We start from the raw sequence: 22,756 nt of genomic DNA, 5'->3' as shown, positions 1-22,756 counted from the left end.
ACCGCCGCTGAACCCGGCGGCCCCCGGTCGAGGGACCCTTACCGCGCCGCCGGACTGGGACAGGTGCTGTAGCAGTCCTCGCGCTCCGGCGCGCACTGGGCCGGCGTCGGGGAGTTGCGCAGGCAGTAGGTGTAGGCGAGGTCGCACGCGTACTCGCACGGCGGCGGGCGCATGGCCTGCACCGGGCTGGCCACCGAGGGTTGGCACCTGGCGTAGCAGACGTTGCTCTGCGCCTCGCAGGCCGCGTCCTGCTCGGGCGACGTCGACTGATTGAAGCATTCGTCATACTGGATGAAGCAGGCTCGCTCGCAGGCCCGCTGCGACCGGGCCGTCACCTCCGCTGCGGGCGCCCGGTAGGGGAAGCAAGCTGCGGCGCAGGAGTTGCTCTCGTCGCGGCAGAACTGCAGCGCCTCGGGCGTCGTCGCCTGATAGCTACAGGTCCGATAGGCCGCCAGGCATTCCCGCTCACACGGCGTCAGTATCTGGGATTCCACGTCCCGCGACTCCATGTCCACGCTGCCACAGCCCGCGAACAGACCGACCGACAGCAGTCCCGCGATGATTGCCAGACGCACGCCACACTCCTTGAGTCAAGGATGAAGGTGCCCCGTGAGGGGCCGTGCGAGAGTGACAGGCATTGCCAGGACCGTCACCCTGGGAAGGCGTGCGAGTGAGAGGATTTGAACATCCCTCGCTGACGGAGATGTTCGAGGACGACCTGCACGTCAAACAAATCCTGTCCCTGTCGCGCGCGACGCTGGGGCGGTGCAGGCGGCGAGCCTGTCTCAAAGCCCGAGGGGCTCAGCTTCGCGACGTAGATGTTGTCGAGGCTGGACATCCCACCTCCGGCCATACCGGGAGTGCCGTGGGTTGCGGCAGCCCCTACCCCCGGGAGAGCATGGCCCCAATGACTACTTCTTCCGAGCACGGAGGTCCGGCGGCGCTCGACGCACCGGATGTCGTTGGCGCCTTCAAGGGCCGCACGCTGGGCGTGGCCATGGTGGGCAAGGTGCTGGTCCTGGCGCACAACGCACTGCCGCCCGCGCAGGACGAGTGGGGCCACTACTGCGACCTCGTCGGCCAGAACATCACCACCATGAGCGCACAGCTCGTGGTGGCGGAGGGGCATGGCCCGAACGCCGCCCAGCGCCAGCAGTCGCTCGACCGGGGCGCAAAGGTGAAGGGCGCCGCCATTCCGCCCACGGCCGTGCTCACTCGCTCGCCGCTGGTGCGCGGCATCGTCACCCTCTTCAACTGGTTCACCCCCAAGGCCATGCGCGCCTTCCCTCCGGAGGACCTGGAGGCCGCGGCCCGGCACCTGAAGATGAGCGACGCCGAGTTCCAGCGTCTCGTGGACATCGCCCACGCGCTGCAGCCTCAGGAGGCGTGACACCTGGCGTCCGGCGTCCGCCTGTCCGGAGGACGCTGGCAACAGGCGCAACTCTCACGCCGGCAGCGACGGAGGGGCGCGCGCCACGTCACCTTCAAGTCCGCGCCCTCCCGCGCCACGTCCAGCGTCTTCGCCTCGTCGAGCGGGTCGAAGCTCCCCGGCACCAACAGTTTGCTCCGGGGCGCCCAACCCTGTCGATTCAATCGGCTCCATTCGCGCTGTCGGTCAGGACTTTCGCGGGCTCGTGAACGGTCAGTCGTCAGGAGGGATTCTCGTAGAATGACGAAACGTCATCGCGAGGAGCCCGTCATCCGTCCCTTCCGTCTCGTGGAGACCCGCCTCGCTGTGCCCGGCGTCATCGGCATGCGCGAAGCGCGGAGACTTTCCTTCGGCAAGATGCCGCACGTGCTGATCGGCCCCGACGCGGGCTTCCCTGAATTCCAGCCGCTGGATGAATGGAAGAACGAGGTCGCCCTGGTCGACGCGCGCGCACTTCCGCTCGAAGTGCGCAAGGAGGCGGGCATCAAGAACCCGGCAGAGGAGCATGCCAGGCTCGTTGAAATGGAATGGGCTTACTACATGGGGGAGGGCAAGCTCGAGGACCTGCGCATCATGGAGCGCGCGCGGCTGACGCCCCTGGACGAGAGGGCCCGCGGCGTCCTCACGGCCCACGGGCATGCGTATTGGTTGGCCGGCTACAGCCGGCATTCGTCCATGCTGTGGGTCCATCTCATCGGTGGAGCCGCGCCGCGCCAGGCCTGGACGAGCATCTGGAGCACGCCCCCGCCCCAGCCGCTCGGCGAAGGACCGCCAGCATGGCTGTCGCCGGAGGCGTACTCGGAGCTCCGGCTCGCGCGCTGGGCGGACAGGGTGCTGCGCGCGCTGAGCGACGGCATGGTGACGGAGACGGGGCTGCTCTTCGCCCGGGTGCGCGAGGCCATCTGGGACCTGGCGGAGGACGACCTCGCGCGGGCGGGCATGGAAGCGGCGGCGCACATGGCCGCGGGCGCGGACGAAGTGGTGCTCCCCCTCCACGGCCCGGCGCGGCGGGTGCGGCTGCCACCCTTCATCCTGAGTGTCCATGAACGCAGTCCGTTCGAGCGGGAGGAGCCCTCCCGCCTGAGAGAGGTCCACGTACCCGCCGAGGATGCCTGGATACTCACGAAGGACCTGCGCTGATTCCCTCACTGGCACGGTCCGGGGCGCGGGCCGCTCGCGGAGAACGGACGCGTTTCAAGAGGAGTCCGCCATCCACATCCAGGGCGAACGTCCTTTTCAGCAGCCCCGCCCAGTCCAAACGGAGTGTGCGCTCCTTCCTCGGCTCCTCCACTGTCGCGGCAACGGAGGGGATCAAGCGGCCTGTCCACCGGCCGGGGGCATCGGAAGGAGAACAGGCCTTCCGCCGGAGTTCTGATCAGAAACACTGGCCACATTGCATGGAGACCGCGACCAGAGAGAGCATGGCCCCAGACCGGTGCGCTCAGAGAACCTGGAGCCGCGGGACGAAGACGCCGTCGGGCCACGGCACGGCGTCCTGTAGGAGGACCGCGTGGGAGTAGCTGAGCCGGTACTTGCTGGTGATTGCGTCTGGTATCGCGGGCGGACGTTGAGCCTCGCCATCGCTCAAGGCACTGGGTTGTTCGTGCCGCAAAAGCATGGCTTGAAGCCGCGGTCCGCAGCGACGCCTGATCGCCGGGGCTTTGCCTGTTTCTATCGGGTCTCGGAGGATGCACTCTTCCTCGAGCGACTCCATCTCGCGTTACCGTACAAGGAGCAACTGCTCGTCCAGGCTGGAAGAGGGCCTCTGCTCCTCGGCCTGAGCGCGCGGGTCGAGCCGGAGGGAAGGCTTCGCGTCCTGTACTCTGACATGCATGCCCCCGTGCAGTTTTCGGGAGGGATGTTGCTAGGGGACGGCTACATTCACGCTCTGGCGCTGCACGGCCGCGAACTGCAGTTGCGCCGGACCACCATTCACCCTGCTTTCGAGTGGCGCGAGGTTCACGAGCTCATTTTCGAGATGGGCCGGCTTGTAGAGGCGCAAGACTGCTCCGAGGCCGTGGTCCGGATTCGCGAGCACCTGGCCTCCGAGCAATTCGAGCCAGGATCACCCGAGTGGCAGGCCGCGCACGCGACGCTGGTCGCACAGGCATTCCGGGTGGACTACGGGCTGCCGGCTCTCTCGTCTCCGTCATCATGGATTCGCTAATCCCTCTCAGGACTCTCGCCGAAGAGCACGGAGGATGATGACCTCTCGGCAGTCCAGGGCGAACGTCCTTTTCAGCAGCCCCGCCCAGTCCAAACGGGGTGTGCGCTCCTTCATCGGCGCCTCCACCGTCGCGGCAAAGGCAGGACTCTCCTCCTCCAGCCCCGGCTCCGCCCCTGCTGTGAGATCAAGGCGATAGCCGGTAACAGCGCGACCTGCTTGGGGTTTTGCTTCCGCCTTGATGCGGGTTCGATTGCCGCCGCTTCCACGCCGAGCAACCCGCCGCTCTCAAGCGAGTTCCCTCTGAAGAAGAGAGCGGGGCTTATATTTCGGGACCAAATCGGTTCTTGTAGGACCAAATTTGGACCAAATCCGGAGCGCATAAGAAGGATGAGGAGGCGGCAGGCGACGGGCCACTGCTGCTGCAGACTCAACACCACGCGTTCTGGGGTGGCCCCCGTGCTGGAGCCAGTCTCCCAGGAAGCGTGGGCAGTCCCAGGTGCTTCAGGATGGCACGCACCCCACCGGGAGCCGTCAGATACGCCAGCACCCGGCGCCTGCCTCCACACCTGCCGCAGGCGAACACGTCCAGCGCGAAGCTCCTGCGCAGCAACCCGGCCCAAGTAAGCCGCGGCGTGCGCTCTTGGGTCGGCTCCTGCCTCGTCGCTGCTAAAGGCGGCTCACTTGCCTCTTCCGGCTTCGGCTCTGTCCCCGCTTGAGGGAGTTCTGCCCCCGCTTGAGGGAGCCGGCCATGTACCACGTCAAGACGATGATCGTGAACGGCGTCTGGACTTCGGTGGGGTTGACCAACTTCGACCCGCGCTCGCTGCGGCTGAACAGCTCTGAACCGAGGCAGACATTCAGGCGCGGTTCTCGGACCAGGGCAGTCCCCACGCGGCATGCCCGATAGGCATGCTAGTCCCTACGAGCAAGTATTGTTCCGGGGTTTTCTTCCGTACGAGACTCTCACCCAAGGCAGATCACTTGGCCCTCTGCTGGCCTCCCAATGCAACCCACTGCCGTGAAAAAGGACCCCATGTCTGCACTCCGACTCCTGGCTCTCTCGCACCTGTTGCTCGTCGGCCTCCATGCGCGTGGAGACGAGCTTCGTCCCGGGGCCGATCTGATCGTTTTCAACGCGAAGATCACCACTCAGCACCTAGCGCAGCCGGCGGCTTCCGCGGTCGCGATCAAAAGAGGGCGGATCTACGCAGTGGGCGACGACGCCGAGATCCTCGCCCTCAAGAACAGCAAAACCAAACTGATCGATGCGGAGGGGCATCGCCTGATCCCGGGCATCAATGATGCCCACGTCCACGTGCTGAATGAGAACAACTACAACTACAACGTGAGGTGGGACGGGGTTCCCACCTTGAGCCGCGCCCTCGAGATGTTGAAGGAACAGGCCAAAAGAACGCCCAAGGGCCAATGGGTCAAGGTGATCGGGGGTTGGTCGCCGTATCAGTTCAAGGAGAACCGGTTCCCGACCTTGGAGGAGCTGAACGCCGCGGTACCTGACCGGCCGTACATCGTTCAATACGCCTACAACCAGGCGTTCTTGAACGAGCTGGCGATGAAGGAGATCGGCGTGGGAACCCCCAAGCTCCAGATGCCGCCCGGCACGGAATTCGAGAAAGACATGCAAGGCAAGTACACCGGCGTCGTGCGAGGGTTCACCTGGACCTTCGTGGCGCTCGAAGCGGTGGTCCCGTTGCCTTCCTTCGCGGAGAAGGTGAACTCGCTCGCCTACGCGATCAACGACTTGAACCGGTTCGGAGTGGTATCGGCGCTGGAGTCCGGCAGCATCATCCCCTACCCGGAAGGGCACAAGCCCATCGAAGCCCTGATCAGGGATCAGCGTTTGAACGTTCGTTTCCCTTTCATGGATCTCCAGCTCGTCGAGCCCGGCGCTTCGATGGTGGACGCCGAGATCGATGCCATCACCAAGAAGTCTCCGACCAGCCCCGGGGACAACACGCACCCGACCCTGGCGCATGGTCACGAATACCAAACCAACGGAGAAGTGCTGAACGCCCAACTCCACGACCATGAGAACTTCGACCGGCAGGCTGTGGTGATCGATCGGGAATTCATGCGAAAGACCGTCGAAGAGGACGTGGGCAAGCTGGTGAAGCGGCGAAGCCCGTTCCGGATGCATATCAGCTACGACGAGAACATCTCTCCATTCCTGGATGCTCTGGAAGCGCTGAACAAGAAAACGCCTTTCGACGGCCTGCGGTGGAGCATCGAGCACGCCGAAACGATCAGCCCGAAAAACATCGAAAGGATCAAGAAACTGGGCGGCGGAATCGCGCTGGACGACAAGATGGCGCTCCACGGAGACGGCTTCATCAAGACCCACGGCCGCGAGGTGGCCCTGCAGACGCCTCGCTTGCGTCAGCTCGTCGACAGCGGGATCCCGCTGGCCATGACCACCGACGGATTCAGGGCTTCTTCTTACAACCCGTGGGTGGCTATCCAGTGGATGGTCACCGGCAAGTCGGTGTCGGGCTCGGAGATCCTGGCCAAGGACAACCGCCTGAGCCGGGAAGAGGCGCTCAAACTCTATACTTTGGGTGCCGCGTGGTTCACCAAGACCGAGAACGAGAGCGGGAGGATCGCGCCGGGCAACCTAGCGGACTTCGCGCTGCTGAGCACCGACTACTTCTCGGTGCCGGAAGAGGAGATCCAGCATATCACTTCCGTGATGACCGTCGTGGACGGGAAGGTCGTGTTCGGTGCGGGCAAATACAGCAAACTCGCTCCGGAACTGCCGAAGATCATCCCGACGTGGTCCCCGATCAAGTACTTCGGCGGCTACTATGGCGCGAAATGACGAGCTGAAACCCATGGGCCAAAGCGTGAACAGAGCGCATGGAGCCGCCGGAGCGGACGTGATCATCGTGGGCGCTGGGTCGGCGGGGGCCGTCCTGGCCCGCCGATGGGCGCGGAGAGCGATCCGACCCCGGTCGTGGATCGATGGGGACAGGTTCGGGCCGTGGAAGGCCTACGGGTCATCGATTCGTCGATCATTCCGGCGATCCCGTCGGTTCCTACCAATCTGACCACGATCATGTTGGCCGAGAAGCTCGCCCACGAGCTGTTCCGATGAGAGGCGTCAGACGATGAGCAGACCCGCCGCCGGACGAAGCGACTTCAGCTTCACGGCGGCCAGGATGGCCAGGAAGTCGTTCCCTGCCGAGGACAGCTTGGCTTGATCGTAGATCACCACGACGGGCAGCCTGGGCGGGGACGGCAGCACCGGACGGAAGTTGAGCCGGCTGCCCGCGAGCTTAGCCATCGTCTCGAAGCCGATCGCGACGCCTTTGCCGGACTCGACGGCCGCGAAGAGACTGGAGATCCCGTCGCACTCCATCACGATGTTCGGCTCCTCGGTGAACCCGGAGAGGATCTTCCGGATCGCCGAATGAGCCTCCGGGTGCTCGCTCTTCGTGAAGGTGATCAGCCCTTCCTTCGCGACTTCGGCCAACGGCACTTGCTTCAGCTTCGCGAAACGGTGCTCTTTGGGGAAAGCCACGGTGACGCCGTAGCTTCCGAGCTCTTTCATCGCCAGCCCCTCGAATGACTGGGGGGCGACGCCGATGGTGATTCCGAGATCCAGCTTCAGATCCCTCACGCCGCGGACGATCCCGTTGCTCGACAGGTCTTTTAGCTCGATCTGGATCGATGGATGCTGCTTGTGGAAAACCCGCATCGCTTGCTTCAGGATTTCCACGGCCGGCGTGGCGGCGAATCCGATCCTCAGGATGGACCGATGCGAAGGCGATTTCCGTCGCACCTTCTCGACGGCGTCTTCGACCCGACGGAGGATGGCCTTGCATTCGGCGAGAAACACCTTGCCCGCTTCCGTCAGAGCGATGGAATTGGGATATCGCTCGAGGAGATCGACTCCGAGCTCCTCCTCCAAGTCGCGGATTTGCCGACTGAGCGCAGGTTGAGAAACATGAAGCAGTTGCGCCGCGCGGGTCACGCTGAGCTGCTCGGCAACCGCCGCGAAATACCTCACGTGTCTGAGTTCCATGATCGCAGCATAACCAAAAGGCATGCTAGCGGCACCTAAGGGGCAGTCCGCGCCCCAGCTCGCCTGCCTCCGCCAGCAGCGTGGCGAGGTTATCCCTCACCGCCTCATACAGCACCGTCCCCTCCGGCCGCCTGCGCCGATACTCCCACCCGCGCTCCTTCACCAGTCCCTCCCCAGCCACACCTCGCCAGGGCACACGCTACCGGTGGGCACCCACGGAACTTCGCCAAGCCCGCTCTCAAAATGCCGTGCCTGGAAGTCCTATGGGACCTGCGCTCGACCCAGACGGAGCGCTCTCGCCAGAAGCTCAGAGCGGCGGGCTCGATTCCCGCCGCCTCCATCCCGAGAAGCCCAGCAATCCTGAAGCAGCCTTGCTCCCCGCTATTGTACCGTCACGGAGATCGCCGCGGACGTGGTGACATTGCCCGTCACGTCGGTGGCCCTGGCCGTCAGCGTGTGTTTGCCCTTGGCCGCGCTCAGGAGGTTCCAGCTCACGCTGTAGGGCGCGCTGGTGTCCGTGCCGAGCACCGTGCCGCCATCGTAGAACACCACCTGGGTCACACCGGCGTTGTCGCTCGCGCTGGCCTGGATGGTGGTGCTCAGGAACAGAGACAACAGCGTCGCCCCATTCGCCGGAGAGGTGATGGCCACGGCCGGAGCGGCGTTGTCCACAGTGACGTTGCGCGAATCAACCTTGACGTTCCCGACGGCATCATAGGCCCTGGCGTAGAGCGTATGACTGCCATTGGCCATCCCCACCGTGTCCCAATTCATGGAGTACGGCGCGGTGGTCGCGGTGCCGATCAGTACCGAGCCGTCATGGAACTCGACCCTCGCGACGGCCCGGTTGTCGCTGGCGCTGGCCGTCAGCTGCACGCTCCCCCGAACGTAGGTGGCCACGGGCGCGGTGAATGACACCGTGGGAAGGGTGTTGTCGACGATCACCGGGACCGCCACGGAGGTCCCCGTGAAGCCAGCGCCGTCGTAGGCCTTCGCCGTGAGCGTATGAGAGCCCGCCGCCACGCTCGCGGTATTCCAGCTCACGCTGTAGGGCGCCGTGGTGTCCATCCCCAGCAGCGTCGCGCCGTCATAGAACTCGACCTTCGTCACACCGGTGTCGTCCTGCGCCGTGGCCGTCACCGTCACCGTGCCGAGCAGCTCGGCATTGCTGGCTGGAGCAGTGAGCACCGCCGTCGGGGGCGTCACGTCCGACTCCGGCGGACCGACCGCGAACATCAGGTCGTCATGATCATCATAGGTGCCGGTGCTGCAGGCCGAGGCGGTGCTGCCGCCAGACAGGTAGCTGGCGCGAACCGCCTGCACGCTTCCCGTGGGCAACACGTACTCCGTCGAGAGGACCTGCGAGCCACTCGCGCTCGCCCGGAGCGTGGTCAGGTACGTCCACACGGGGGCGGCGGCATCGCTCGCGTAGTAGAGGGCGAGCGCATCGGAGTAGCTGTTGTCGACCAGGGCCCCGACCTCGAGCCGGACGCGCTTGCCTTCCACCAGGGAAGCCCCATTCACGCCGGAGACCGCGATCCAGCCGACCCGCCCGGACGGGTATGAGCCCCCCGCTCCATCGGCACAGCCATCGAGCGTGTTGGGCGGGTGGAGCTCTGGGAACTGGGAGACCACACCGCGGCCCTGCAGGAGCGACTCGGAATCACAGACACTGGAGACCTGGGCGCACGCGGGGACCTTGCGGGTGGCGTCGTACACGGCGGTCCCCGGCTGGGCCACGCTCACCGTGACCGGGGCGCTCGTGGTGAGGTTGTTCGCCGCGTCATAGGCCTTCACGGTGAGGGTATGGCTGCCATTGCGCACCGAGTGGCTGTCCCAGGTCATGGCGAAGGGCGGCGAGTAGCTGGACACGGCCTGAATGCCATCGACATAGAGATCGACCCCGCGCACGCCATGGTCGTCGCTCGCACTCACCTGGATGGAGACCCGTCCCGCCAGGCTCGTCCCCTGCGAGGGCGAAATGAGGGCCACCGTCGGAGGCGTGAGGTCATTGTCCACGATGAAGGAGCGCGTGGCCGATACGCCTACGTTGCCGGCGCCGTCGTAGGCCTTGGCCATCAGCGTGTGGGCGCCGTTGGCGACACTCCGGCTGTCCCAGGTACGGCCGTAGGGTGAGCTGTTGCCACCCGCCCCCAGCAACTGTCCATCGAGGAAGTAATCCACCCTGGAGATGACATCATCATCGGCGGCGTTCGCCGCGAAGAGGGCATAGGAGCTGACGGTGGTGCCCTCCGCCGGGGAGCTCACCGAGACCGTGGGCGCGGTGACGTCGCGGGCCACCGTCACCACCACCGCGGGCGAGGTCCCCACGTTGCCATACGAGTCATATGCCTTGACCGTCAGCGTGTGGCTGCCATTGGCCATCGAGCTCGGATTCCAGGAGATCGCGTAGGGCGAGGAGGAGTCCGTTCCCATCAACGCACCGTCCACGTAGAGCTCGACCCGGAGAATCTGCGTGTCATCGGTGGCGGTGGCCTGGACCTGCACGGTCGAGCGGACCGTGGCACCCGCCGAGGGCGAGGTGATGGCCACCGTGGGCGGAATGTTGTCACGCACGACGGTCACGTTCACCGGCGCGGACACCTCCACGTTGCCTGACGCATCGTACGCGCGGGTGGTCAGGGTGTACGGGCCGGTGGGCTCGGCGAGGGTGTTCCAACTGAAGGCGTAGGGAGACGTGGAATCGGTGCCGAGCAGGCGCGTGCCCGCGTAGAGCTCGACCCGCGCCACCTTGCTCGGGTTGCCGACCGTGGCGGAGATCGTCACCGTTCCCACCAGCGTCGCCCCGTCCGAGGGGCTGGTGATCGTCGTGAGGATTGAAGCGTGGTCGTTGTTCACCGTCACCACCACGGGGCTCGAGGGGCCCGCGTTCCCCGCGGCGTCCCGGGCCACCGCCGTCAGCGAGCGGCTGCCATTGGGCGTGCTCCAGCTGTTCCAGCTCACGCTGTACGGCGGCGTGTCATCGGTGCCCAGCAGGGTCGTCCCCTCGTAGAAGTCCACGCGCGCCACGTCGTAGTCATCACCCGCGCTGGCCGTGGCCGTGGCCATCCCTGTCAGGACAGTGCCCCCAGCCGGAGAGGTGAGCTGCGCGGAGGGCGGCGTGGTGTCCGGCTCGTCGGCGAGCGTGAAGACCAGGTCATCGTGGTCATCGTCATTGTTATTGCCGACGCTGCACGGGCCTTGGGTGTGCGTGCTGAACCAGTAGCTCGCGCGCACGGCCTGCACGCTTCCGGAGGGCAGCCGGTACTCCGTGGAGACGGTCTGCTGGCCATAGCCGCCCTGCACGAGTGTGGTCAGGTACGTCCATGAGGGGTGGGTCGCGTCACTCGTGTAGTAGAGATCCACCCCCTCACGGTTCGGGCTGAGGGCATTGACGGTGACATCGATCCGGACCCGCTTTCCGGCCGCCAGGTTCGTCCCATCCGGCCGATACACGCGGATCCGATCGATGGCTGTCGAGGTGCCCTGATAGAAGGCCGCGGTGCCGTCGGCGCATCCATCCAGGGTGTTGGGCGTGTGGGCCTCGGAGGCAGAGCCCCTGTTCGCGAGCAGCGTGACCGAGTCGCAGTAGGCCGACGGCGTGGTGCAGACCGGGACCTTCAGGGTCGCATCGTACGCCGCGGCGCCCGTATTGCTCACCATCACGGTGACGGCGGCGCTCGTCGCGCCATTGCCCGCGGCATCCATGGCCGTGGCCATCAGCGTGTGGCTGCCATTGGCCTGGAACGTCGAGTCCCACGTCAGCTCATAGGGAGCCGAAAGACGGGTGCCGAGCAGTTTTCCATCGACAAAGAAATTCACCTTCCCCATCTGCCGGTTGTCATTCACGGAGACCTGGAGGGCGACCGTGCCGCTCACGTTCGCGCCGGAGGCCGGCGAGACGAGGGCCACCGTCGGAGGTGTGTTGTCGTTGTCCAACACCACGTTCAGCGGCCCCACCATGGAGGCGTTGCCCGCGGTGTCATAGGCCTTCACATAGAGCGCCCAGGAACCGTTCGTGAAATAGCGGGCGCTCCAGGTCACATCGTAGGGCGCCGTCGAGCTGCCGCCGATGAGGCGATAGTTGGAGGGCGGGAGCAGATAGTAATACTCGACACGCACGTTCCCGCCCCGGTCATCACTGGCATTGGCGGTCAGGTGGACATCCCCGCTCACGGCCGCGCCCTCCGCGGGAGAGAGGAAGGACACCTGCGGCGGGACAATGTCGTTGTTGACGATGACGTCCACGGGGTCCGACGTGGTGCTGAGGCCCGCCGCATCGTAGGCGCGCGCCGTGAGGCGATGGACGCCGTTGGGCAATCCCTTCGTGTACCACGTCAGGGAGAAGGGAGGACGGGTGGCGATGTCGGCGAGGGTCGCGCCGTCGTACAGCTCGACGCGCGCCACGCCGAAGTTGTCGCTCGCCGCCACCCCGACGGTGATGGTGTTCTCCACCGCCGCGCCCGCCGTGGGCGAGGTGATGGCCACTGTGGGCGCGGAGGGGTCCGACTCCTGTCCCACCGCGAAGACCAGATCATCGTGGTCGGAGCGGGAGTCCGGGTTGCACGCCTGGGCACTTCCTCCGGTGCGGTACACCCCGCGAATGGCCTGCAGGCCGCCCGGAGGGAGGAGGAACTGGGTCGAGAGGATCCGGTCTCGATAACCGCCGGGAGAGAGGGTCGTGAGGTAGGTCCAGACGGGGTTGTTCGCGTCGGCCGCGGTGTAGACATCCAGGGATTCCTGCCCGTACTGGTGGCTGGCCCGGACCGTCGCCTGGATCGTCACCCGCTTGCCCTCCGCGAGCGCATCCCCCGCGTCCCGGAAGACAGCGAGCCGCTGCAGCGCGGGGCTGGGGAGATCCGGCCGGTCCGTTCCATCCGCGCAGCTGCCCGTCAGGGTATTCGGGGCATGCGGCTCGGCGCCGAGCGCTCCCCTCCCCTCGAGCAGCCACACCGAGTCACACCGGCTGCTCACGCTCGCACAAGCGGGCACCTGCCACTGCGCGTCGAAGGCTGCGTTGCCCGCGTTCTGCACCGCCACGTCCACGGGCGCGCTCTGCGTCCAGCCGCAGCCGTCGTCGTACGCCCTGGCGGTGAGCGTGGTGGGGCCGCTGCTGGCGGCAGTGGTGTCCCAGGCCAGCGCGTAGGGGGGCGAGGTGACCGTGCCCAGCAGGTGCGTGCCCGCGTAGAACTCGACCTTCGTGACGCCCACGTCATCCGTGGCGTTGGCCGTGAGCGTCACCGTGCCGCTCAGCGCCGCTCCGGCCGCCGGTGCGGTCAGGGCCACCTGCGGTGCCTGGGTCGCCTCCAGCACCGAGCACGGGGTGTACAGCAGCCGGTTCGGCGCGCCCTCGGTGCCGGAGACCTTGTCCGGCGTCACGCGGCTGATGAGCCTGTTTGCGACCTCCTCGGGCGTGGCGGTGGGGTTGGCTTCCAGGTAGAGCGCGACCGCGCCCGCCACATGGGCGGCGGCCATGGAGCTGCCGCTGGTCAGCAGGGTGTCGCTGTAATGACCATAGGTGCCCGTTGCGCCCGGCCAGGCCGAGGTGATCTGCGCCCCCGGCGCGAAGAGGTCCACGCAGCTCCCGTAATTGGCATACGAGAACCGTTGGTCCGTGCCGTTGGTCGCGCTGACGGTGATCGCCGCCGGAAGCCTCCCGGGAGAACGGAAGCACGCATCCGCGCCGAAGTTGAAGGGGCCGCCTTCGGTGTCGCCCGCGGCCACGACGTAGGGGATGCCCGCGTTGATGGAGCGGGTGATCGCATCCTCCAGGGCTTGCGTGTCGGCATAGGCCGTCAGGCTCAGGTTGGCCACCGCCGGCTTGATGTGATTGGCCGTCACCCACTCGATGCCCAGGATGGCATCGGACACGTAACCCGCGCCGTCACAGCCGAGCACGCGCACCGCGTGGAGCTTCACCCCCTTGGCGACGCCGTAGGTCTTGCCGCCGATGATTCCCGCCACGTGGGTGCCGTGGCCATTGCAGTCCGGGTTGCCCTGGTTCCAGCTGTAGCTGGCGACGTCGTATTCGAAGCGGGCGCGCCCCTCGAACTCGGTATGGGGCGTCCAGATGCCCGTGTCGAGCACGTAGACATGCACCCCGCTGCCCGTCCGGCTGTAGGAATAGCCCTGGTCCAGCGGCAGGTCGTGCTGATCGATCCGATCCAGGTTCCACGGAGGAGACTGCTGCGTGCTGGCGGCCCTGATCATCCCGTCCTCTTCGACGTAGCGCACGCGCGGGTCCAGACTGAGCCGCCGTGCGTCGGCCTCGGTCATCGTCGCGACGAAACCCGGGAGGGCGTGCGAGTACACGTGCCCGACCTTCGCCCCGTGGAGCGATGCCACTTCGGAGGCCACGGACGCCACGCGCTGCGTCGGCGCCTGGAGCGCGGCCGGCGAGGCCTTGTCCTCGAGGACGACGATGTACCGCCCGGGGAAGGCCTTCTCGGTCTTCAGCAACCGGGTGCCGGCGACGAACGCCTTGCCGCCCGGGCTCGCGCGCACCGGGGAGTCGGCCTCCGCCGTGCCGGAAGAGGTCTTCGAGTCACAAGCCAACAACGTGAGGCTGGCGGCCACCAGCACTGAAAAAATCCGCATATTCTAAATTGAGCGACGAACGCGAAATGGATCGCACTCCGGATGCGACGCGCTGGGTGGGGCCCATGCGGCGGGGCGTCAACGCGGATTCATGGAGTCACGGCACGTGTCGCGTATCGATGAGGCAAACGCCATCAAACGCATCCGACATTCAAGGCAATCCAGGCTGCGCGCCATGAATGCAATTGCATGCCCGATGACCGGATCCGGCGCCGTATGAGCCGGAGCGCTCGCTTCGCGCTGCGTTCATCGCGGCCCGGGGGATGCCGCCGGCTGCGTTCCTCCGCCGCCGTCGCTTCGAGTTCGGGTCCGGCGGGCGATTCAGCGTCGAATGCAAGACGCTCTTCGAAGAGACCCTCGCGGCCTCGCGCGGACCCGCCATGGATTGAGCTGTGCGAAAACTACGGGCATTGTGCCGAATCGGCAGGAATCCAACCGCGGTCATGAATTGGCAATTGATAGGTCGCCAACGGGCGTTATAGATCTTCACTGCGGGTGAACAGGGACGGCCCGCGCTCAACGACAGTCCAGCTTGGGTGCCCGCGAGCTCCGCGCAAGCCGTCGCGAGGCCGTGGTGCGTCCTTTCAGGGGGAATCTCAATGAAACACAAATCAATTTCGCTCCTCGTCATGTTCATGGGGGCCGGTTTGCTCGGCCTCATCGGCGGTTGCAGCCCGATCTCCGTCGGAGACAATGACGCGTACGTCGGTTCGGCCGACTCCGCCCTCACCGCCGAGCAGTGCGATTACTTCGAGGTCAACGGGAAGGTCCAGATCTGCCACAAGACCAGCTCGAAGAGTCATCCCTACACGATCGTCCGTGTTAGCGAGCAGGCGTGTATCAACGCGCACAGCGCTCACAACGGCGACTACGTCACCAGCCTCGACCCGACCTCGCCGCTCTACGACCCGACGTGCAGCGGCCAGGGCTGCCTGTCCGTGAACGCGCCGTGCGACGCCACGGTCCCCTGTTGCGACGGCCTCACGTGCCAGAGCGGCACCTGCGTCGACGTCAACGAGTGCGCCGCCGGCACCGACAACTGCAACGAAAACGCCACCTGCACCAACACCGTGGGCTCCTTCACCTGCGCCTGCAATGCGGGGTACGAGGGCAACGGCGTGACCTGCGCCGACGTCAACGAGTGCGCCGCCGGTACCGACAACTGCGACGACAACGCCACCTGCACCAACACCGGGGGCTCCTTCACCTGCGCCTGCAACGCGGGGTACGAGGGCAACGGCGTGACCTGCGCCGACGTCAACGAGTGCGCCACGGGCCCCTGCCTGAACGGTGGCACCTGTATCGACGGCGTGGGTAGCTACACCTGCGAGTGCGCGCCCACCTATGAGGGAACCAACTGCCAGGCTTGCTCCGGCACCCTCGGGGACTGCAACGGGAACTCGTCCGACGGCTGCGAGGTGAACCTCCAGAGCAACGCCGGCAACTGCGGCGCCTGCGGCATCGTGTGCTCAACGGGCCAGGTCTGCACGAACGGCGCCTGCCAGAACGCCCCCACCGGCCAGGTCCCCGGCACGCCGATCAGCTCCCCCGCGAACCACAACCCGCTAGCCCCGGCGGTCGCCGATGTGAATGGCGACGGCAAGCCCGACATCCTGGTTGCCAACGCCGAATCCGGGGCGATCCTGTTCCCCTCTGGCTCGCTCTCCGTTTTCCTGGGGAACGGCGACGCCAGCGTCCAGTCGGAGGTCAACTACGGGGGCGCCTCGCTCTCCAGCAACGCGGTCGTGGCCGTGGACGTGGACGGCGACGGGTGGCTCGACGCCGTCACCGTCAACGGCCAGACCAACCTGCTCCTCATCAACGGAAACATCAGCGTCTACAAGAACCTGGGCCCGAGCGCGCCCGGGACGTTCGGCGCGCCGACGAGCTTCACCACCGGCACCCCGGGCTCCGTCCACCTCTGCTCCGGGGACTTCGATCACGACGGGGTGGCTGACATCGCCACGACGAGCGTGACCCTGAGCCAGGTGAGCGTGCTCTTCGGCACCGGCGCGGGCAGCTTCGGCGCGCCCACGTTCATCGGCATCCCGAACACCGGTGGCGTGCAGTCGACCATCGCCTGCCGTGACCTGAACAGCGATGGCTTCTCCGATCTCGTGGTGACGAGCCCCGCCAGCGCACGCCTGTCGGTCCTCATCAACCAGGGCGATGGCTCGTTCGCCGCTCCCGTCGCCTACAGCAACTCCGCAAGCGGCCAGACGGCGGGCATCGCCTTCGGTGACGCCGACGGCGACGGCACGCTCGACATCCTCTCGAACGGCGCGGCCGGCCGGTTTCTCTTCTTCTTCAAGGGGAACGGCAACGGCACCTTCGCGAGCGGCGTTCAGTCCGTCGCCGCGCCCACGACGGCCGCCAACTCGGCGCTGGGTGTCGTGGCCGATGACTTCAACGGCGATGGCAAGCTCGACGCCTACATCCTCGTTACAACGGCCTCGGGCGGCGTCCGCCCGATGACCGGCAACGGCACCGGAGGCTTCACCTCGGGCACCGTCGTCACGACCGGCGCCTCGCCTGGCCTCAACGCCATCGCCACCGCGGACATGGACGCGGATGGGTACGCCGATCTCATCCTGACCAACAGGGGCTCCGGCACCGTGACCGTGGTCCCCAACGGACTCTGAGCAGCTGTCCGCGATACCGCCATGGGGCGGTGTGCCCTGATTTCAGCGCGGTCTCGGTAGGAGAATCGGTGCGCCGCGTGCTTCGCGCGCGGCGCACCGAACGGGTGCAAGACCACGCGGCGTGCTCGGCACAACGTGGGGCCAACAGGCCGCGCCCCAACTCGCTCGCCGCTCGCATCCGTGAGCGGATTGACTCTGTGGGGCCGCATGTGCCCCCAGTGTGTCCCTCCAGCAGGGAGGAGAACGGGACAAGACGGGGCGTAACGGGATAGGGCGGCACAACGAACCGACGTGAGATCAAGGCGATAGCGGGTCACAGCGTGTCCTGCCTGGGTTTTCCTATCGCCGTGTCAGCGGGTTCGAATCCCGCCCCCCGGCACACGCCTGAGCCCGTCTGACGCCTACTCGAGTTGGAGGCCGCAGTCGCTGCAGGCGCCCGACACCAGAGCGGCGGCTGTTCCGCAGGCCGGGCAGGGAGGCTCTCCCTCTTCCTCGGTCGCTTCTGACGGGGCGGAGGGCATCAGGCGGGGAGCCGCCCCCTCTGGCATCAGACCCTCGCGGCGCACCGTCTCCAGCCATCCCTGCTGGAGCAGGGCGGCCACCCGGGGCCCATCCTCGGGCCGCACCAGCACCTGGAACTTCGGAGAGCAGCCGACCTTGCTGCACGCCTCACGGTGGACGAGGGCGGGGACGTCCGCATCCAGGAAGCCCTCCACCATTCTCCGGGCGTCCGCGAGTGACACCTCCGCGCACGGCACCAACTCCGAGTCCGCCAAGGTTCTCTGCACTTCGTCTGGGGTCATGACGGCCGTGATTGGACCTCGGATGTGCCCCCTCCGTCCACCGCGCCTGCTGCGGAGGCGCGAGGAACTGAAGGCGAGCGCGGTCCGGAGCGTCATGGCCCCCATCATCACCTTTCCACGAACCGCATTACGAACCGCAGCCGCGCGCATCCTTCCGGACGAAGACGCGAACCGGGCCTGGGTCCGCCACCTCTTCGAACCGGGAATCCCCTTGGAGCGTGTCGAGCAACGCCTCCCGGGATTCCGCTCCCAGGAGGAGCGTGTCCACGCGCGGAGGCACGAGCACGACCTGCGCCCGCTCATAGTGGTGCAGGAGGAAACGGTCGTAGCCGTTGGGCACGAAGACGATGGAGCGGAAGTCCGTGGCCACCGCGCGCCATGAGGCACACTTCTGGACCTGACGCGCGAACGCCTCGCGGAAGTCGCCATCCACCGGAGGCATGGGCCGCAGCGGCGGAGACCCGATGGTCCGGTCGAAGCGCGCGACCTGGAGAATCGCGAGCACGGCGAGCAGCAGCGCGGGCACCTTCGCGGCCCAGGCAGGGACCCGTCCGCGCGCGAGCACGCCCTTCCACACCTCCGCGAGCCATCCAAAGCCAGCCGCCGCGCACACGCCCAGCCCGGGCAGCAGGAAGGCGGAGTTGTAGAACCAGAGGAGGCGCTTGTCCGGCGCATCCGCCATGAAGAAGAAGGTGCCCGGAATCGTGCTGACCAGCGTTGCCGCGGGCGAGAGCAGTTGCATCCACCAGAAGCTGCGCTGGAAGACCACCAGCCCGCTGGTAGACACGTCGTGCACCACCCTGCCGGGATCGCCCAGCGCGGTGAAGGCAACCTGCCCCCACGTGCTGCCGTAGTGCGACCAGAACCGCGTGCCCGACGGTGTCCCTAGCGCCGGCAGCACCACCGCGACACAAAGCGCGAGGTAGCCAAACGCCAACGCGGACACCCCGAGCGCCCTGCGCGTGAGCACCGCACGCGGCGGACGGGCCACGGCAGGCAGCAGCAGTAATGCCGCCGACTGGAACGCGAGGAACAGGCCTCCATCCGGACGCACGCCCAACGCAAGCAGCGCCGTGGGCACGATCCACCGCATCCGCGCCCCGCGCAGGAGCATTACGAGCACCGCCGTGGAGCCCAGTTGGAAGAACACCTCGAAGTGCGCGGAGAGCGCGACCGTCTTCACGAACGGATTGAGCGCCAGGTACAGCGTGAAGGCGACGGAGGCCCACGGCCTCCAGGCGGCGGGAAGCAGCTCCTTTTCCTCGACCATGCGCTCGAAGAACCAGACCTGGAGCGCGACCGCCGCGTACAGCGCCACCAGCCCCAACAGGATGAACAGGAACTGTGAGTCGCTGAGCAGGAACAGCGGCGTGAGCAACAGCAGCGTCGGGGTGAAGTGCACCGTGAGGTGGTTGAAGCCCCCGTCCGTCACCCAGAAGGGCCGGCCCCGGTGCACCGCGTTCGAGAACAGGTCGTTCAGGAGCGCGAGGTCGTGGAACGCGAACACCCCACCCCGGAAGGCGCTCCAGACGCAGACCACGGTGTAGACGAACAAGGCTCCGAGCACGAGGTGCCAGGCCCGGAACCGGCGGGTGAACGCGAAGGGATGCAAAGCGGGGGGACTCTGCCACACGAACGGTCCACCCGGTCGCCTTGACAACTTAGGACTCCTAACTTAGATCAAATGCATGACTGGGAAGCGACCGGGATACTTCGACGAGAACAGCGAACCCATCTCCGCGCGCATCGCGACCGGGCTCCACAAGATCGGGCTCGCGATGAAGCAGCAGTCGTGGCAGCAGGCGAATGGAGCGGGCCTGTCCGCCACGCAGGGGCAGATCCTCGCCACGCTGGTCGCGAACGGGCCCCTCACCGGCAAGGAGTTGAGCGAGCGCCTCGGCGTGACGCTTCCCACCATCAGCGACTCCGTCCGCGTCCTCGTCGAGAAGGCGCTCGTGACCCGCTCCGCGGACCCGAGGCACCCGCGCGCCAGCCTCCTGACCCCCACGGCCACGGGCGCATCACTCGGGGCCCGCGCGCGTTCCTGGCCGGAGTTCATGGCGGACGCGGTCGCGGACCTCTCCCCGGAGGAACAGCGCGCGTTCTTCGCCGGCATCGTCAAGATGATCCGGATGCTTCAGGAGCAGGCGCTCGTCCCGGTCACCGGCATGTGCGTGACCTGTACGCACTTCAGGCCGAACGTGCGCCCGGGCGCGTCTCCGCATCACTGCGCCTTCGTGGACGCGCCCCTGTCGAGTGAGCAACTGCGCCTCGACTGCCCGGAACACGAGCTCGCGGCGGAGTCCGCGCGACGCGAGGTCTGGGAGCAGTTCATGCGTCGCGGCTGACGTTCCTGCGTCTCAGACACGAATGAACACGGCTTTCCGCGGCCACCCCGGCCGACGGCAACGGCGGAGCTCTGCTCCCTGAAGGAGAAGACACCATGAGCAACATCCCCGGCTATACCCACGGCACCGCGTCCGTTTCGCGCTCGCCGGTATCCCTCAACGACTTCGAGCAGATGAAGGCCAGCGTCCTGTTCGGCGATGAGGACGTGAAGGCCCTCCGCATGTCGCACGACATCGTGAAGGAGCGGACCGAGGCCATCCTCGACGTCTGGTATGGGTTTGTCGGGAGTCAGCCGCACCTGCTCGCCTCGTTCAGCGGAAAGACAGACGGCAAGCCCCTGGGTGACTACCTCACCTCCGTCCGCAAGCGCTTCGCCCAGTGGATCCTCGATACGTCGAGCGCCGGGTATGACCAGGCCTGGCTCGACTACCAGCACGAGATTGGCCTGCGCCATCACCGGGCCCGGAAGAACAAGACCGACGGAGCCCCTTCGACGGACCTCGTGCCCTTCCGCAACCTGTTCGCGCTCATCTTCCCGGTGACCTTCACCCTGCGCCCCTTCCTGGCCGAGCAGGGCCACTCCGCGGAGGACGTCGAGAAGATGCATGCGGCGTGGGTGAAGTCCTGCCTGTTGCAGGTGACGCTCTGGGCCCACCCCTACGTCAAGGATGGGGACTTCTGATGACTCCGCGCCCCGCACCGGCCTGGCGGACCACCGACTGGCTCAATACGCCAGAGCCGCTCACCCTGGAGCGACTCTGCGGCAAGGTCATCCTCCTCCACGCCTTCCAGATGCTCTGCCCGGGCTGCGTCGCCCGGGGCATTCCGCAGGCCCAGCGCGTCGCTGAAGTCTTCGCGGGCGCGCCGCTCGTCGTGGTCGGGCTGCACACGGTCTTCGAGCACCACGAAGCCATGAAGCTCGAGTCCCTCCGGGCGTTCCTTCACGAGTACCGGGTGAAGTTCCCGGTGGGCGTGGATGCACCGGGCGAAGGCGGCGACCCCATCCCGCGCACCATGAGGGCGTACGCCATGCAGGGAACGCCGACGACGGTTCTCATCGACGCGCAGGGACGTCTTCGCCGGCAGGTCTTCGGGATGCACGACGACCTGCTCCTGGGCGCCGAACTGCAAACCCTGCTGCTCGAGGCCCAGGCGGGTCCTGTGTCCGGTGTGCAGCGGCCTGCGATACAGGGGGCTTGTGACGACACCGGCTGCACAGTGCCTGCGGACTGACCGCCGCCGGCCAGCCTCCTCGCCGCGAGCAGGACACCCGCGGCGAGGATGACGGTTCGCCAATGGCTCAGATCGAGATGGCCTTGGCCACCGTGTCGAAGTGGCTGACGATTTCGGCGTCACTGAGCTTCCAGTAGCTCATGGGGATGATCATCACCGCGCTGGCACCGGCCCCATCCCTACTCCTGGGCCCCCTTCATCATCGCGGGCCGGGATACGCCCCTCCGGGGACTCGTCACAGGCAGTTGGAGTCCACGGGCAGGGTGTCCTGCTGCACGGTCTGGAAGGTGAACAGGCACAAGGCGCTCGCGCCCTGCTCCACGAAGACCCCGCCGTAGAGCTTCGCGTGGCCCAGCCGCGCCGTGCTCCCCGCCTTGAGGTACACGGCCGTTTCGTAGCCTTCGATGGAGGACTGGTCGATGCCCATGCGGACCCCGGGCGTCGGTGCCGGGAAGTCCGCGTAGACGCCGAAGGCCCCCGTGCCGTTCCCCTTCAGGCGGCTGGAGCGCACGGACACTCCGGGCGTCTCCGCGTGCAGGGCCGCGGACAGCGTGGCGCCTCCGCTGAAGACCTCCGAGTCCACGATGTCCACGTCCTGGGCCGCCGCCTCCACGCCGAAGCTCCGGGCGCCGTTCGTCGCGCTGGCATTGATGAACACGCGGCGCAGGATGCCGAAGTTTCCGGCCACGCCCACGCCAATCACAGACTCCACCGCGCTCGCGGTGCCCTGGACGACGGCCTTGGAGTCCTCCAGCGTGATGCCCACCTGGTCGAACGCGAACCCCATCACCCGGCCCCGGTCCGACGACGCCTGGGATTCGACGCGCGACAACGTGATGCCATTGGCGGACTGGTAGTACACGCCAAAGGTAAGGGATTGGCCCGCGAGCGCCTCCGCCCGGACTTCGCTCACCGCGAAGCCGTCATCCCTGTTGAAGATCGCCACCGACCGCGCCCCACCGCCCGTGTTGCTCACGGAGAGCAGGCGCAGCCCCGCGCCGGAGGCGCCCACCACCGAGCCATCCCCGGCAGTGGAGGACGTGATGCGAGACACGCCCACGCCGCTGCCCTCCAGGAACACGCCCCGCTTCAGCACCAGGCCCGTCGTCCCCAGGTCGTAGGTGCCGGCGCCGAGCTTCAGCACCCACGTCTGAGAACCGTCGGAAGGCACCGCGTCCACGGCGGCCCGGAGCGCGGCGCCGGACTCCAGCGCGGTGGCTTCCAGCGGGATGATCCGCACGCGCGCGGCCAGCAGCCTGTCCGTCCCGGAGCCGCCCGGCGCCCCCGCGGGACCCGTTTCCCCCTGAAGACCTTGCGCTCCCGCGGGCCCGACTTCACCGCGAGGCCCCTGGGCTCCCGCGGGCCCCGTTTCCCCCTGGAGCCCTTGAGGCCCTTGAGCCCCCACGGTGCCCTCACCCTTGCAGGCGGACACGAACAATACCCACGGCAACAGCGCACGGCGGACAGACGGAAGATTCAAGAACAGCTCCCCTTCGG

Annotated in this window: 15 protein-coding genes; 9 read left to right on the top strand and 6 right to left on the bottom strand. The window is 66.9% G+C overall.

Going from position 1 to position 22,756, the window contains the following annotated elements; genetic code table 11:
* Window positions 1-38 precede the first annotated feature (38 nt).
* Window positions 39-575 (bottom strand): hypothetical protein, encoded by a 537-nt coding sequence (locus D7Y04_RS07110; RefSeq protein WP_121758711.1) that lies wholly within the window; start codon window positions 573-575, stop codon window positions 39-41.
* Between the two features lie 332 nt (window positions 576-907).
* Here D7Y04_RS07110 and D7Y04_RS07105 point away from each other — a divergent pair, with 332 nt between their 5' ends.
* The 5 genes from D7Y04_RS07105 to D7Y04_RS46715 all read left to right on the top strand — a co-directional run bounded on the left by D7Y04_RS07105 (window position 908) and on the right by D7Y04_RS46715 (window position 6,705).
* Entirely contained in the window at window positions 908-1,390 is a 483-nt protein-coding gene (locus D7Y04_RS07105; protein ID WP_120596504.1) for an STAS/SEC14 domain-containing protein, read from the top strand.
* A 279-nt stretch (window positions 1,391-1,669) separates the two neighbouring features.
* The gene (locus tag D7Y04_RS07100; protein WP_121758710.1) at window positions 1,670-2,569 is read left to right on the top strand and encodes a hypothetical protein; all 900 of its coding nucleotides are present in this window, start codon (window positions 1,670-1,672) and stop codon (window positions 2,567-2,569) included.
* A 427-nt stretch (window positions 2,570-2,996) separates the two neighbouring features.
* On the top strand, window positions 2,997-3,596 hold the full coding sequence (locus D7Y04_RS07090; RefSeq protein ID WP_147477056.1) for a hypothetical protein: 600 nt from the start codon (window positions 2,997-2,999) through the stop codon (window positions 3,594-3,596).
* Between the two features lie 1,033 nt (window positions 3,597-4,629).
* On the top strand, window positions 4,630-6,429 hold the full coding sequence (locus D7Y04_RS07070) for an amidohydrolase (protein WP_120596499.1): 1,800 nt from the start codon (window positions 4,630-4,632) through the stop codon (window positions 6,427-6,429).
* A gap of 105 nt (window positions 6,430-6,534) precedes the next feature.
* On the top strand, window positions 6,535-6,705 hold the full coding sequence (locus tag D7Y04_RS46715; RefSeq protein WP_120558383.1) for a GMC oxidoreductase: 171 nt from the start codon (window positions 6,535-6,537) through the stop codon (window positions 6,703-6,705).
* Window positions 6,706-6,711: 6 nt separating this feature from the next.
* Here D7Y04_RS46715 and D7Y04_RS07060 read toward each other — a convergent pair whose 3' ends face one another.
* Entirely contained in the window at window positions 6,712-7,635 is a 924-nt protein-coding gene (locus D7Y04_RS07060) for a LysR family transcriptional regulator (RefSeq protein ID WP_158620686.1), read from the bottom strand.
* Between the two features lie 381 nt (window positions 7,636-8,016).
* The gene (locus D7Y04_RS07055) at window positions 8,017-14,232 is read right to left on the bottom strand and encodes an Ig-like domain-containing protein (protein ID WP_121758707.1); all 6,216 of its coding nucleotides are present in this window, start codon (window positions 14,230-14,232) and stop codon (window positions 8,017-8,019) included.
* Between the two features lie 599 nt (window positions 14,233-14,831).
* Between D7Y04_RS07055 and D7Y04_RS07050 the strand changes: the two genes are divergently transcribed.
* Entirely contained in the window at window positions 14,832-16,874 is a 2,043-nt protein-coding gene (locus D7Y04_RS07050; protein ID WP_121758706.1) for an FG-GAP-like repeat-containing protein, read from the top strand.
* Window positions 16,875-17,275: 401 nt separating this feature from the next.
* Here D7Y04_RS07050 and D7Y04_RS07045 read toward each other — a convergent pair whose 3' ends face one another.
* Window positions 17,276-17,677 carry a hypothetical protein gene (locus D7Y04_RS07045; protein WP_121759304.1) on the bottom strand — a complete coding sequence of 134 codons (402 nt, stop codon included), beginning with the start codon at window positions 17,675-17,677 and terminating at the stop codon, window positions 17,276-17,278.
* A gap of 127 nt (window positions 17,678-17,804) precedes the next feature.
* Window positions 17,805-19,289, bottom strand: coding sequence for a hypothetical protein (locus tag D7Y04_RS07040; protein ID WP_121758705.1), 1,485 nt, complete (start codon window positions 19,287-19,289; stop codon window positions 17,805-17,807).
* Window positions 19,290-19,365: 76 nt separating this feature from the next.
* Between D7Y04_RS07040 and D7Y04_RS07035 the strand changes: the two genes are divergently transcribed.
* From D7Y04_RS07035 to D7Y04_RS07025, 3 genes are all read left to right on the top strand, one after another.
* Window positions 19,366-20,025, top strand: coding sequence for a MarR family winged helix-turn-helix transcriptional regulator (locus D7Y04_RS07035; protein WP_120596494.1), 660 nt, complete (start codon window positions 19,366-19,368; stop codon window positions 20,023-20,025).
* Window positions 20,026-20,120: 95 nt separating this feature from the next.
* The gene (locus D7Y04_RS07030; RefSeq protein ID WP_121758704.1) at window positions 20,121-20,708 is read left to right on the top strand and encodes a protoglobin domain-containing protein; all 588 of its coding nucleotides are present in this window, start codon (window positions 20,121-20,123) and stop codon (window positions 20,706-20,708) included.
* The gene (locus D7Y04_RS07025) at window positions 20,708-21,259 is read left to right on the top strand and encodes a redoxin domain-containing protein (RefSeq protein WP_121758703.1); all 552 of its coding nucleotides are present in this window, start codon (window positions 20,708-20,710) and stop codon (window positions 21,257-21,259) included. The genes D7Y04_RS07030 and D7Y04_RS07025 overlap by 1 nt, the downstream gene beginning before the upstream one ends.
* A gap of 235 nt (window positions 21,260-21,494) precedes the next feature.
* Here the strand turns inward: D7Y04_RS07025 and D7Y04_RS44360 are convergent, their stop codons facing one another.
* Window positions 21,495-22,739, bottom strand: coding sequence for a collagen-like protein (locus tag D7Y04_RS44360; RefSeq protein WP_233601290.1), 1,245 nt, complete (start codon window positions 22,737-22,739; stop codon window positions 21,495-21,497).
* Window positions 22,740-22,756 lie beyond the last annotated feature (17 nt).

The sequence above is a fragment of the Corallococcus sp. AB038B genome (genome assembly GCF_003668955.1).
Classification (GTDB): Bacteria; Myxococcota; Myxococcia; order Myxococcales; family Myxococcaceae; genus Corallococcus; species Corallococcus exiguus.
The sequence above is the reverse complement of the archived record's forward strand: the minus strand, read 5'-3'. Positions and strand labels throughout refer to the sequence as shown.

Coding starts and splice junctions, on each gene's coding strand:
- D7Y04_RS07055 (WP_121758707.1), bottom strand. CDS start 14,232: ATGCGGATTTTTTCAGTGCTGGTGGCCGCCAGCCTCACGTTGTTGGCT.
- D7Y04_RS07050 (WP_121758706.1), top strand. CDS start 14,832: ATGAAACACAAATCAATTTCGCTCCTCGTCATGTTCATGGGGGCCGGT.
- D7Y04_RS07030 (WP_121758704.1), top strand. CDS start 20,121: ATGAGCAACATCCCCGGCTATACCCACGGCACCGCGTCCGTTTCGCGC.
- D7Y04_RS46715 (WP_120558383.1), top strand. CDS start 6,535: ATGGGCGCGGAGAGCGATCCGACCCCGGTCGTGGATCGATGGGGACAG.
- D7Y04_RS07060 (WP_158620686.1), bottom strand. CDS start 7,635: ATGGAACTCAGACACGTGAGGTATTTCGCGGCGGTTGCCGAGCAGCTC.
- D7Y04_RS07035 (WP_120596494.1), top strand. CDS start 19,366: ATGACTGGGAAGCGACCGGGATACTTCGACGAGAACAGCGAACCCATC.
- D7Y04_RS07100 (WP_121758710.1), top strand. CDS start 1,670: ATGACGAAACGTCATCGCGAGGAGCCCGTCATCCGTCCCTTCCGTCTC.
- D7Y04_RS07105 (WP_120596504.1), top strand. CDS start 908: ATGACTACTTCTTCCGAGCACGGAGGTCCGGCGGCGCTCGACGCACCG.
- D7Y04_RS07045 (WP_121759304.1), bottom strand. CDS start 17,677: ATGACCCCAGACGAAGTGCAGAGAACCTTGGCGGACTCGGAGTTGGTG.
- D7Y04_RS07070 (WP_120596499.1), top strand. CDS start 4,630: ATGTCTGCACTCCGACTCCTGGCTCTCTCGCACCTGTTGCTCGTCGGC.
- D7Y04_RS07025 (WP_121758703.1), top strand. CDS start 20,708: ATGACTCCGCGCCCCGCACCGGCCTGGCGGACCACCGACTGGCTCAAT.